General features: G+C 36.0%; 11 protein-coding genes. 2 read left to right on the top strand and 9 right to left on the bottom strand.

All coding sequences use genetic code 11. The features are described 5' to 3' along the window. Positions 1-109: 109 nt before the first annotated feature. The 5 genes from PQ460_RS18010 to PQ460_RS17990 all read right to left on the bottom strand — a co-directional run bounded on the left by PQ460_RS18010 (position 110) and on the right by PQ460_RS17990 (position 5,429). Complete coding sequence (locus PQ460_RS18010) at positions 110-1,156, bottom strand: ParB/RepB/Spo0J family partition protein (protein WP_274170650.1); 1,047 nt, start codon at positions 1,154-1,156, stop codon at positions 110-112. A gap of 20 nt (positions 1,157-1,176) precedes the next feature. After that, entirely contained in the window at positions 1,177-1,563 is a 387-nt protein-coding gene (locus PQ460_RS18005) for a hypothetical protein (RefSeq protein ID WP_274170649.1), read from the bottom strand. A 1,470-nt stretch (positions 1,564-3,033) separates the two neighbouring features. Further along, positions 3,034-3,561: a hypothetical protein gene (locus tag PQ460_RS18000; protein WP_274170648.1), complete on the bottom strand. Its 528-nt coding sequence runs from the start codon at positions 3,559-3,561 to the stop codon at positions 3,034-3,036. A 79-nt stretch (positions 3,562-3,640) separates the two neighbouring features. Further along, a complete protein-coding gene (locus tag PQ460_RS17995; RefSeq protein WP_274170647.1) occupies positions 3,641-3,928 on the bottom strand; it encodes a DUF6171 family protein in 288 nt (95 codons plus the stop codon). Positions 3,929-3,947: 19 nt separating this feature from the next. After that, a complete protein-coding gene (locus tag PQ460_RS17990; RefSeq protein ID WP_274170646.1) occupies positions 3,948-5,429 on the bottom strand; it encodes an alpha-N-arabinofuranosidase in 1,482 nt (493 codons plus the stop codon). Between the two features lie 173 nt (positions 5,430-5,602). On the opposite strand from PQ460_RS17990, the gene PQ460_RS17985 reads away from it, so the two are divergent. After that, the gene (locus tag PQ460_RS17985) at positions 5,603-6,556 is read left to right on the top strand and encodes an ArsR/SmtB family transcription factor (protein WP_274170645.1); all 954 of its coding nucleotides are present in this window, start codon (positions 5,603-5,605) and stop codon (positions 6,554-6,556) included. A gap of 95 nt (positions 6,557-6,651) precedes the next feature. On the opposite strand, the gene PQ460_RS17980 is transcribed toward PQ460_RS17985, so the two are convergent. The 4 genes from PQ460_RS17980 to arfA all read right to left on the bottom strand — a co-directional run bounded on the left by PQ460_RS17980 (position 6,652) and on the right by arfA (position 11,458). After that, positions 6,652-7,494, bottom strand: a complete 843-nt coding sequence (locus PQ460_RS17980; protein WP_069326116.1) for a carbohydrate ABC transporter permease — start codon at positions 7,492-7,494, stop codon at positions 6,652-6,654. A 28-nt stretch (positions 7,495-7,522) separates the two neighbouring features. Continuing rightward, positions 7,523-8,413, bottom strand: coding sequence for a carbohydrate ABC transporter permease (locus PQ460_RS17975; protein WP_204825221.1), 891 nt, complete (start codon positions 8,411-8,413; stop codon positions 7,523-7,525). 117 nt (positions 8,414-8,530) lie between these two features. Then, on the bottom strand, positions 8,531-9,874 hold the full coding sequence (locus PQ460_RS17970; protein WP_273615295.1) for an ABC transporter substrate-binding protein: 1,344 nt from the start codon (positions 9,872-9,874) through the stop codon (positions 8,531-8,533). Positions 9,875-9,970: 96 nt separating this feature from the next. After that, entirely contained in the window at positions 9,971-11,458 is a 1,488-nt protein-coding gene (gene arfA / locus PQ460_RS17965) for an arabinosylfuranosidase ArfA (RefSeq protein ID WP_274172961.1), read from the bottom strand. Between the two features lie 249 nt (positions 11,459-11,707). Here arfA and PQ460_RS17960 point away from each other — a divergent pair, with 249 nt between their 5' ends. Further along, on the top strand, positions 11,708-12,289 hold the full coding sequence (locus tag PQ460_RS17960) for a TetR/AcrR family transcriptional regulator (RefSeq protein ID WP_274170644.1): 582 nt from the start codon (positions 11,708-11,710) through the stop codon (positions 12,287-12,289). Positions 12,290-12,313 lie beyond the last annotated feature (24 nt).

Raw genomic sequence — 12,313 nt, 5'->3', positions numbered from 1 at the left:
TAAATATGAGGTATTCAAAAATACTTTAAAAGCAATATTTTTGAATTAGTCAAACAATAAATATGATTATTAATAGCAAGATTACAATCTATTTGTTGCCTTAGCTAATTTATTTATCATTTTTGATAACTTCTAATTTTGTAATACTAATTTTTGCTTTGATTTTTTTCCATTCGTTAAGATGACCAGCTAGACAATCAGTAAGGGCATCAATAGTGTGTATAAATTCTTTTTTATTTGATATTTTTATAGAATCCATTGAAGATAAGATTTCTTGAGAAATTTCATGGTTACCTGGTAAATTATTCAAAAGTGAATTTAAGCGTTTAACAATTTCAATATTAGAGTAATCAGAAGAAATTAAAGAATTTTCAGCGATATCTATTTCACTCAAAGAATTGTTAGCAATTTGTGGTTTTGAATACTTAGGAGAAGTTAATTTTCGCTTTTTATCCACTGTATATTCGTTCCATATATTCAATATTTTAAACATAGGCTCGTTTAAAAGAAACTCTTTACTTTCATGACTAATGTCATCTGTTGTGAAAAGTTCAGCAAGTTTTTTAACATCATTTACAGGGATTTCTTCCTCAGAAATTTTAAAAGCTAACGCATCTTTATATTCTTTTGCTACATTTTTTAAAGGTAATACTTGTTCCTCAGCTAATTTATTAGCAATGATTCTTTTTTCTCCATGAATTAATACTTGCACATTTCTCCCGAAATTCAAAAGTTCAAGCTTTTTGCTAATATATTGCTGGTTTTTTCCTAATTTATTGGCCAACATCATTTTTGACATTCTAAATTTTACATCATTCATTAATTTACTGAAGGCTTCCGCTTCTTCTACAGGTGTAAAGTTTTCTCGTTGTATATTTTCTGTGAGTTGCTGTAGGTAAATATCTATTTCAGATTCATTTTGAGATATGATAGCAGGTATATTTTCCATTTTCAAAAGAGAACATGCCTTGTATCTGCGATGACCAAATATCAATTTATATTTTCCATTCTCTAGTGGTAAAACTTTGATGGGGCTTAAGAGCCCCACCATTTTAATATTTTCAGCTAATTCTTTTAAATTTTCTTCCTCAAAATTGTAACGAGGTTGATCCTTATCTTCTTCAATAAGTTTTAAAGGTATATTTTTTACTTCCATAATTTATTACCATGCCTTTCTCAATTAATAGCATCAATGTCAAATAAAGTTAATTGTTCTGGTTGATTTTTTCTTTTCTTTCCAATTTTAATAGAACCATTTTCAAATTTATTGACTAGTGTTTGTAATCCATTTAATCTATTTTTGTAAAATGATAGAATTCTTTCAAAATCATCTGTATAAATAGCAATAATATAGCCTCTACCCTCGTATCCGAAATACTCAAATTCAGGTGATTTTTTAGTTATTTTCTTCATTCTGTATCGAAGAGAATTACGATGACTTTCATTCTCAATTTGTACTCCTAATTCCTTTGCTATACTTCTTAAAGTCTTAGGATCATTACCTATATTTAATAATATTTTTTCTAATTTAATAGTAAGCTCGCTGTTCCAAAGTAATGCCATGTAATAAACCTCCCTAAACTTTTTTATGAACAACATTATGTCTATTCAAGATGTAAGGGAGGGAATTGACACACAGAAGAGGAATGTTATACTATGAATAGTTTAAATTTATATGTGCAGAACATTCTATGTACCTAAATTTGCTTTTGGCGAAGCAATTTAGACTACTTCTGTGCGACTTTTCCCAGTAACCTTGAGATTTATTTTACTCAAGGTTATTTTATTCTTTTTCTTGTTTCAATTACAGCTTTTCCAAATACAAGTTGCTTCTAATTATGGAGTTATTGTTTTTTAGAAATCACCCCTATAAAAAAATTAGGCTCAAAGTAATAATAGGTTAATAAATTTATTAACTTAAATTCTTTATTTTGCTTAAAACTAGTATATCATAATATTTTAGTTGGTATGTATATTCTACAATGATTCGATTCGACTTTTAACGACAAAAATATTTAAATTTTTCAATAAATAAGCTCAAAAATAATTCTTAATAATCATTTAAATAAATTTAAAGATCTATTTACATTAATTATAAACATGAATTTATTGTCGATTAGAGACTTTTGTACCTTTTTTATCTTGTTTTATAAATGTATCTTTGTACCTAATTAATTTCGATAAAATTATCTATTAATGTAATTTATTGTATTTTTTTGATTGTGGAATTTATCTTTAATATTTTAATAATTTTGGTTTTAAGGTCGCAAATCTTTAAATTTACTCCTATGAATTTGCTAGTATAATACCTATACAATTTTTTCATTTCTTTTATTATTAATCCTTATTAATAGAAATATATTCTCAAACAAATCTTCATGAATCTATAGTTGATTTGCGGAAATTATATAGAAATTCTCAACTTTTAATATATATGGATTAGACCAGTACAAAGTTGATAGCCTAATAGTTAGTACATTGGATAGGACGGTACGTCTAGAATTTCAATCCACATATCAATTAGTGAATTGGTATTACTGTAAGACTGTTTTGTAAGAAATAGAGTGCTTACAATCGAAAACGTAAGGTTTTATAAAGAAAATTATAGATGAGTACATACAATTTACACTTAATGCTAGACGTAGAATAAGAGTTCAGTTGAATTTTTTCCTTTTTTTGAACATAAAAGAATGTTATTTATAGATGCAATTAGGAATCATTACTGATGATTTTTATTTTAATATGGTGTCAAACAGAAGAGGCTGAAATGAACATACGTAGGAATTGAATTGTAGCCTTTATAGTGATAACTGCTTTAATGAACTCTAACTTAATCTTTTATAAGTTTTCGCTATTTGTTATTTATTGTGAAACTGATATGTTTTGTTTAGTTGGCTCTAGAAGTAAAAAACACTTGTTTAGTTAAACAAGTGTTTTTTTACTTTATGCTGTCTATATCCTGTACATTATGCATAAAATGAACCGAATAATAGCAAAATAAGGAATGTGAGGGTAGAACCTACAGCTTATTGATTACGAAGCAGACACACCTAGTTGGTGATACAAAGATTGTTGTTGCTGTAACGCTTCCTGATATTTAGGATGATCTTCTTGCTCAAGCATAAATAATAGATCATCATGAAAATCTTGAATCATATATCCTTCTGGCAAATCTTCGAACAGACTATGGAAATCAACTACAGGCAGATTCAGTTGCCCTTGAGCCGCTTGTTCCATCCAGTAAATCCAATCTCCCAATGTCAGAACATTCGTCATCCACAGGTCTTCCTGTAAGCTGATACAGTCTTGCAACACTTCATATACATCCGGTTCTGCAAAACGGCGAGAAGCTTGTACAGATAGCTCATATAGGGATTGAGCAGCAGCATAAGCTTCTACACCCAATGAATGTTCCAAATGATTGAAATAATCTTCCACTTTGATCTCATGACCATCATCATACAGTAGGGGCACAACAGCCCATTGGTGCAAAATATCAGTTAGTGTATCGTCATTGATAATACCTTCAACATATAATTGTTCAATTTGATGTGTTGTCATATCCAGACCTCCAAGAATTCAATACGGGTTGTGATTCTATTACTTAACCATTCCCGTTTGCATTATACCTTAGAATGTCTTATAGCACATCTTCTTTTTCCCATTGTGATCCATAAGGAGAAGGGCAATAAGATGCAGCCAAGCGTGTACGGATATGAACAAGACATCCACAGTGTTTGCAGGTGGTTCCGTATTGTAAAGAAGGGCAAGACAGACAGGCATTCATACGTGCTTGTTGTATAGGTTCAGGTGTTAGCTCATGTGGCTGTTTGTGCTGGATGGCTATAGCGACCAATACTTCAATCTTTTCTTCAGACAATTGAGGGCTACGGTTACAACCTTTGCACCCATGAGTGATTGCTGGCATCAGCAGACCGTCCTCTCTGTTAGATCAACGTAATCGCTGCGACAGAAGCCGCTGGAAGCTCAAAAGTTAGCGTGCCGTCTTTGGCAAAAGAAACATCCAAAGCTACCGGTACGATCTGTTCTGGTTGTTCAAATGTATTATGTGTGTTCAGTGCTGAAGCTGTTAATACTTTGCCTTGAATATCAGCAGGGGTGAAACCTTCAATTTGGCAAGAGAACGATTCACTTTCATTGTGGCTCAAGTTACAGATCGTCAGATGAACACGATTCAGATGGTCTTTTGAAGCCGCTGCGCTGATTTTATCGATCGATTGAGCACCCATCGTATATTTAGGGCTAGTATACTGCAAGTCTATTCTCTCGCTATCCTGATGCACTTGATACATATTGAATACATGATAGGTTGGAGTCAGTATCAATTGATCGCCTTCTGTCAAAATCATTGCTTGCAGTACGTTGACCATCTGCGCAATATTTGCCATTTTGATCCGATCAGCATATTTATAAAAGAGGTTTAAGTTCACTCCAGCGACGATAGCATCGCGCAATGTATTTTGCTGATATAAAAAGCCTGGATTGGTTCCTGGCTCTACATCTGTCCAGATTCCCCACTCATCTATAATCATGCCTACTTTTTTCTCAGGATCATATTTATCCATAATTTTGGAATGCTTAATAATCAATTCTTCCATATACAATGTATTTTTGAACGTAGTAAACCATTCTTCTTCTGTAAAATGAGTGGATGAACCTTTGCTTGATGTCCAATCACCAGAAGGAAGGGTGTAGTAGTGTAGACTCAATCCGTTCATTAAGTGTCCAGCTTCGCGCATCAACACTTCTGTCCAGTGGTAATCATCACTATTGGCTCCGCAAGCGATTTTGTATATCTGATTGTCTCCATAGTTACGAACATACGTAGAATAGTGTCTGTAGAGATCGGCATAATATTCAGGGCGCATATTACCACCACAACCCCAGTTTTCATTTCCGACACCGAAATAAGTCAATGTCCATGGTTCTTCCTGACCGTTCTGTTTACGCCAGTCTGCCATTGGAGATTGTCCATCCAGCGTCATATATTCCACCCATTGCTGCATTTCATGGACTGTACCACTACCTACATTGCCACTGATATAAGGTTCTGTCTCAAGTAACTCACATAATCGTAGAAATTCATGTGTACCAAAATGATTATTTTCCTCTACGCCACCCCAGTTGTTATTGACCATACGAGCACGTTGGTCTACAGGGCCGACTCCATCTTTCCAATGATATTCGTCTGCAAAGCAACCTCCCGGCCAGCGCAGAACGGGAATATGTAGTTTTCGTAACGCTTCAATCACATCAATACGCATGCCTTCGATATTAGGAATCGGTGAATCTTTACCTACCCAGATGCCTTCATAAATACAACGACCTAGATGTTCAGCAAATTGTCCGTGGATATGCCGACTGATTTTCCCTGTGATATCTTGAATATTCATATTCATATTAATCATATATATATACCTCCTTGATATCGCTTACATGACGATAATAACACGTTTTTTGATAATATATAATATAATTTTGCGACATAAATAGAATAACGTTTGTATTTTTATTAACATAACGATATAGTGGAAAGGTATTCGTTTACGTTACACACATTTGGTATTGGAGGAGCCTGAATATGAATCTGGATATTTCGGATAAATCATTGCCTGTGTATGAAGCACTCGCAAGCAGTGTAAGGCACAAAATCATTCAATTACTTGCTATACGACCTATGAATATTCGTGAACTAGCGGAAGCAGTAAGTTTAACCAGTGCCATTGTATCTATGCATGTAAAAAAGCTAGAAAAAGCAGGAATTATTTCAACCAGTATGCAACCTGGTAAAGGTGGCGTACAAAAAATATGTTCACTTCAAGTAGAGGAAGCGCAGATTAACTTTCCGAACAAAGTCGAGCATTTACGCCAATACCATGAAAGTGAAATTTCAATAGGACATTATACAGACCTCAAAGTAGAACCGACTTGTGGTTTAGCGTCAGCCGAGAAGTTTATCGGGCAAGTAGATGATACCCGTTATTTTTTTGATGCAGAACGTTTTCAAGCCAAAATTTTGTGGTTTAGTGAAGGATTTATAGAGTATAAGATTCCTAACTTTTTGTTGTCTACCGAAAATCCTTTAGAATTATTAGTTTCACTTGAGATTTCTTCAGAAGCTCCTTTGACAGATAACCGTTTTCCTTCAGACATTACATTTTATTTAAATGAAGTGAAATTAGGAACATGGACAAGTCCAGGCGATTACGGAGATAAGCGTGGTAAGTACAATCCACAATGGTGGCCAGATATTGTAAATCAATATGGACTACTCAAGCATCTGACTGTATCCAGAGATGGTACATATATGGATGGACAAAAGTTGTCTGATGTGAATCTGGATCAGGTCAATGTACGTGATCGTCAATGGACATTACGTATTGCTGTTGATCCTTCGTCTGAACATGTCGGTGGGTTAACACTGTTCGGTAGAGGATTTGGTAACTATAATCAAGATATTGTGTTCCGATTATATTATGACAAATTAATTCATTCTGCGAATGCCAGTGCACGCGAAGCAGAACCACAATCGTAATCAAACCATACAAAAAAACGGCTACAGAGCATAGGCTCTAGCCGTTTTTTTGTGTTGTTAACAATGATTTAGAACAGATGGAGAGGGGGTAATGATTATCCTTTTACCCCTGAGATCGCCACAGATTCGATAATCTGACGTTGGAAGATCAAGAAAATAATTAAAATTGGTAACAACGATACAACAGATGCCGCCATAATTAACGGGTAATCACTTTGGATCGCATAGTTGGCGTTAAAGTTAGCAATAACGATCTGTAACGTCTGAATTTCAGGAGAATTCAGATAGAGAATAGGAGGTAAGTAATCATTCCAGATCCCCATAAACCATAAGATTAACTGAGCGGCGATCGCTGGCTTGATCAACGGGAAAATAATACGGGCATAAATGCCGAAGTATGAGGTTCCATCGATTTTGGCAGCTTCAATAATCGCATTAGGAATACTGTACAGATACTGTCTCAAGAAGAAGATCATAATAATGTTACCGAATAATCCCGGTACAATCAGTGGTAGTAACGTATCTACCCATCCCCATTCAGAGAACATAATAAATTGAGAGATCATGACTGCTGGATACGGAATCATCATTGAAGAAAGCAATAGTAAAAAGATTTGATTTTTGTAAGGAAAGCGTAGTTTGGCAAAAGCAAAAGCTGCCAGACTGGATGTAATCGTTCCGATAATCGTTACGGTTAAAGCAACGATCAGACTGTTGATAATACCGCTTAATAATGGACCTGCTGTCCAGATTTCTTGGTATTTATTAAAATGAAACACAGCCGGAATCCAGTTAGGTGGAAGTGCAAATACATCTTGTCTGTCTTTAAAAGAAGTAGATACCATCCAAAGTAGCGGAGCGATCATAACAATAGCTCCTATGCAGAGTAAAACAAAAATGAACGCATTGCTTATCTTTTGTTGCTTCGTATGAACCATTCTGTACTCACTCCTTTACAGCTAATAATCAATCGACATCAAAGCTTGAACGCTCATTCATTTTGAACTGAATTAATGTAACGATAAAGATAAATAGTCCTAAAATAACAGCCATTGCGGAAGCATAACCCATTTGTAAGTTATCAAAAGCTTTTTGCCAGATATAGAATACGATTGTAGCTGAAGAGTACTCCGGTCCACCTGTAGGTGTCATAATATTGATCTCGGTAAAGATCTGTGATCCCCCGATAATATTCGTAACGACAAGGAAGAACGTAACTGGCTTCACCATCGGCCATGTAATGTGACGGAACATTTTGAATCCACTTGCACCATCCAATTCAGCCGCTTCATAGTAACTACGAGACACACTTTGAAGAGCAGCCAGATATAGAAGCATTGAATATCCAAGACCTTTCCAGATCGTCATAATAATCAACGCTGGTTTGACAGTCGTCGTATTTGCTAACCAGTTAGGGCCTTTGATACCAAATAGATCAAGGAATTGATTCACAAGTCCATAATCCCCGTTATATGCCCACTGCCAAAGGATCGAGATTGCAGCCAGTGAAGAGATAACCGGTACATAATAGATCACACGAAATGTAGTGGTACCTGGAATTTTACGATTAAGTCCAAGTGCTAGTAGCAAAGAAATAACCAATCCAATCGGAATACCAATCATTAAGAATAAGGTATTGAACATTGATTTGTAGAAGAAATCATCTGTCAAAATATCTTTAAAGTTATCCAACCCGATAAAGTTCATCTGTCCAAGACCATTCCAATCGGTAAATGATCCATATACCGAATATAGTGCAGGATAAAGTGTGAACAGTAAGAAACCGACAACGGGTGGCAAAATAAACAAATAACCAAAATATTTTTCTTTACGATACAGATTAGATTTGGTTTTCATAATTCACCCCTAATTCATCTGGAATGAAAATGATGTTAGTCCCATCTGGATCTAGGGAAAGCTAACATCATTTTCACCATATTCAAAATGGCTCTGATTTATTACAGCAGGTACAGCTTACTTTTTAGATTTTTGATCTTGTTCTACGGCACGATCAAGTAGTTTTTGCATTTTTGGTTGTTCTTGTTTGACATAATCAGCAGCAGACATTTTACCATCGATTACTGGTTGAATATCTGTGAAGAAAAGGTCATACCATTCTGCATTGTACGTATATTGACCTGGTAATGGTCTGCCATACTCAGTTACGATTTTGAGGAATTCTTCTTTGTTAGCTGGTTTGGTTGATGTATCAGCAGCCCATGTTTTCGCCATATCTTGCAAGTTAGGAATCTGTACGCCAGATTTAACTAACGCTTCTTGACCTTCTTTTGAAGCAGACAAGTAGGTTACTAATTTAGCAGCAAGTTCAGGATTGGCTGTTTTGCTAGATACACCAATACCTAGACTTCCGATCCATGTTGCTGTTTTGCCAGTAGAACCAGCAGGGTAAGGAATCAGATCATAATCGAATTTCAATTCACGATCATACGTGCTTAGATCCCAAGGTCCAACAGGGAAGAATGCAAGTTCGCCTCTCATCCAACGTTGGTACGTATCCAGTGTTTGTGCTTGCTCAATAGCAGGTGTGATTTTGTATTTGTTCTGCATATCTGCAAAGAATTGAAGAGCTTCGATAAATTTAGGTTCATCGATTGTCACTTTAGTATGTGTACTATCAATCCAATCAGCGCCATTACTCCATACGAACGCTTGCAGCGCCCATTGTACGTTAAGTCCAGTACCGAATTGATCTAATTTGCCATCGCCATCGGTATCTTTGGTTAGCTCTTGATTGACTTTGATAAATTCATCCCATGTATAAGGTTTGTTTTTGTCCGGCAGAGGGATGCCTGCTTTTTCAAACATGGTTTTGTTATAGCCGAGGGAGAAAGGACCCAAATCTTTTGGTAGTCCGTATAGTGCGCCTTTGCCCACTTCTTTACCATCGTAGCGATAGAAATTCACGCCATCAGCCCACATGTTTTTCAGGTCAACTTCTTTGTTGTTTTCGATATACTTGCTAATGTCTAATAGGATATTGCTATTTACATATGCTTTAAGGTCAGCAGGATTGTAGAAAAATACATCAGGAATACTGTTTCCTGTAATCGCTGCTTGTAATTTAGTAGCATATTGATCACCAGTCGTCTGAATCACTTTGACCGTAACTCCAGGATTATCTTTTTTAAATTCTTCGACTACCGCATTATATGCTTTTTGCTCATCCGGTCCACCACGGAACATAAATGTTAATTGATTTGGATCTGAATTCTTTTTAGAACCTCCACAGCCTGCAAGCACCAAAGACAACATCAACACACTCGCCAAGACAATCAGCCAACTTTTTTGACGCAACATAGTTTAAACCTCCCCTTTAATTTCAAAAAAGTAATTCATAGACCACTGTACAGATTCAAATCATGCCCTTGTTGATTTTAGGCAATAAGGCGAAGCTTAGGCTTTACGTAGACGAATTACATTCCACGAAGCTTTAGCAAGGCGAGCGGTTAACATGCCATCATCTAGTTGAGATTGACCACCGCGATGTGGCGCAACTTTTTCTTCATCTGCTGTATTTACAGCTTTGAGATCATCGTTTTCAAGAACAATATGTTCTTCAATCTGGTAACCTTCGAATGAACGCACATCACAATTCAAATCTAACGATTCGCTTAAATGACGGTTCAGTGCAAAGATCGTTAAGTATTCGTTTTCTTCGTCATACACAACAGCGCTATCTAAGTAAGGAACATCTGTATAATCACTAGCATCATACTTAGGAGAATCAACAACAGGCTTGAGGGATACACCACGTCCAAATGTAGAAGTGTGCATATATGGATAGAAAATCGTCTGCTTCCATACACGTCCGCCATCTTCAGTCATAATCGGAGCGATAACATTGACCAATTGAGCCAGACAAGCCATTTTGACACGATCGGCGTGACGTAAGAAGGTAAGTAGCATACTTCCAACTAACAACGCATCTTCAAAATTATAGACATCTTCCAATTGTGGTGGAGCAATACTCCAAGGGTCCATTTTGCTATCTGCTTCATTAGAGTGATACCATATGTTCCATTCGTCAAAGCTCAAGTTCATTGTTTTTTTGCTACGTTTTTTCGCTTTAATATAATCACATGTAGAGATAACGGTATGAATAAAATGATCCATATCCATCGAGCGAGCAAGATAATCTGCTGTATTGTTGGTAGGATTACCGTAATACTGATGAAGTGAAATATAATCAACCGCTTCATACGTGTGATCCAGTGTTGTAGCTTCCCATTCAGGGAACGTAGGCATGCCTGTATTGGAACTTCCGCAAGCAACCAGCTCAATACTAGAATCAACTTGACGCATCGCTTTAGCGGTTTCTAATGCTAATCGACCGTATTCATCGGCTGTTTTGTGACCGATTTGCCACGGGCCATCCATTTCATTACCAAGACACCATGTTTTGATATTGTAAGGATCACTAGCTCCATGTTGCTTACGTAGATCGCTGTAATAAGAGTTGCCCGGATGATTGCAATACTCGATAAGATTACGAGCAGCATCGATACCGCGTGTTCCCAGATTGACAGCCATCATCACTTCCGAACCTGCTTCTTTAGCCCATTTCATAAATTCATTTGTACCGACTTCGTTAGGCTCAACTGTTTTCCAAGCTAGTTCTAAGCGTTTCGGTCTAGAAGCAACAGGGCCAACACCATCTTCCCAGTTGTAACCGGATACAAAATTACCGCCAGGATAGCGAATAATAGGCACTTGTAGCTCTTGTATCAATTGTTTGACATCATTTCGGAAACCGCTTTCATCTGCGGACGCGTGAGAAGGATCATATATACCACCATATACGGCACGACCTAAGTGCTCGATAAAGGAACCATAAATGCGTTTATCAATTTCGGCGATACGGAAAGCTTTATCCACGACCATCTTAGCTTTGAGGTTAGACTGTGACAATAATATTCATCCTTTCTATCATCGATCATCATTAATGATAACGCTTCATTTGGATACTTCTTGCATAATTTAACAAAGCAAATGTAGCATATATTTTTTATCCAGTCAATAATAATATTAATAATTAACATAAACATTAACTAAAATAAAAATGTAAATGATAGACCTGCACAAAGCAATAACAGTTGACTATATTAATTTTAGTACCGTATAGTACTAATTATGACAAAAAAAAATAAAACCTCAAATCGTGATCTGATTATGCAGTTAGCCACAGAATTGTTTTTACAAAAAGGATATTTAGCAACAGGAATGGATGAGATTGTAGCAGTAAGCAAAGTCTCTAAGACTAATATTTATTACCATTTTGCAAGTAAAGAAGAACTGTTAGCTGCTATTATTCATCAGTTGATTACACAGTATACGGAGAAGATTGCACATATCGCTGCTCAGCATGATCAATCTGTATGGGAACGTCTGCAACGATTTACTGAACTTCTAATCATGGAAGAAGTCGATTGTTTGGGAGGTTGTCCATTTTTGACGTTATACACTCAGACACCGATTGAAGCAGAACATATTCGAAATACGATCAAGCATTTTTTCGAACAGCAAGTGATAGTCGTAGAACAATTGATCATTGAAGGGATACAGCGTAAAGAATTTAATGATTCGTTGCAACCACCCGCTGTTGCTTCATTAATCGTATCTACTATAGAAGGAGGACTTTTTTTAGGTCATGTTCATCAAAATCCACAAATGATTCGATCATCACTTTTTGCTTTGGCAGCGATGCTGAAGTGATTTTTTTTGAATATATTAGTACAG

Origin of the sequence: Paenibacillus sp. KACC 21273 (genome assembly GCF_028736095.1) — a bacterium.
GTDB lineage: Bacteria > Bacillota > Bacilli > Paenibacillales > Paenibacillaceae > Saccharibacillus > Saccharibacillus kyungheensis.
The sequence above is the reverse complement of the archived record's forward strand: the minus strand, read 5'-3'. Positions and strand labels throughout refer to the sequence as shown.

What these genes read in the sequence shown, in the direction of transcription:
- PQ460_RS18010 (WP_274170650.1), bottom strand. Translation starts at nt 1,156, where the DNA reads ATGGAAGTAAAAAATATACCTTTAAAACTTATTGAAGAAGATAAGGAT.
- PQ460_RS18005 (WP_274170649.1), bottom strand. Translation starts at nt 1,563, where the DNA reads ATGGCATTACTTTGGAACAGCGAGCTTACTATTAAATTAGAAAAAATA.
- PQ460_RS18000 (WP_274170648.1), bottom strand. Translation starts at nt 3,561, where the DNA reads ATGACAACACATCAAATTGAACAATTATATGTTGAAGGTATTATCAAT.
- PQ460_RS17995 (WP_274170647.1), bottom strand. Translation starts at nt 3,928, where the DNA reads ATGCCAGCAATCACTCATGGGTGCAAAGGTTGTAACCGTAGCCCTCAA.
- PQ460_RS17990 (WP_274170646.1), bottom strand. Translation starts at nt 5,429, where the DNA reads ATGATTAATATGAATATGAATATTCAAGATATCACAGGGAAAATCAGT.
- PQ460_RS17985 (WP_274170645.1), top strand. Translation starts at nt 5,603, where the DNA reads ATGAATCTGGATATTTCGGATAAATCATTGCCTGTGTATGAAGCACTC.
- PQ460_RS17980 (WP_069326116.1), bottom strand. Translation starts at nt 7,494, where the DNA reads ATGGTTCATACGAAGCAACAAAAGATAAGCAATGCGTTCATTTTTGTT.
- PQ460_RS17975 (WP_204825221.1), bottom strand. Translation starts at nt 8,413, where the DNA reads ATGAAAACCAAATCTAATCTGTATCGTAAAGAAAAATATTTTGGTTAT.
- PQ460_RS17970 (WP_273615295.1), bottom strand. Translation starts at nt 9,874, where the DNA reads ATGTTGCGTCAAAAAAGTTGGCTGATTGTCTTGGCGAGTGTGTTGATG.
- arfA (WP_274172961.1), bottom strand. Translation starts at nt 11,458, where the DNA reads ATGGTCGTGGATAAAGCTTTCCGTATCGCCGAAATTGATAAACGCATT.
- PQ460_RS17960 (WP_274170644.1), top strand. Translation starts at nt 11,708, where the DNA reads ATGACAAAAAAAAATAAAACCTCAAATCGTGATCTGATTATGCAGTTA.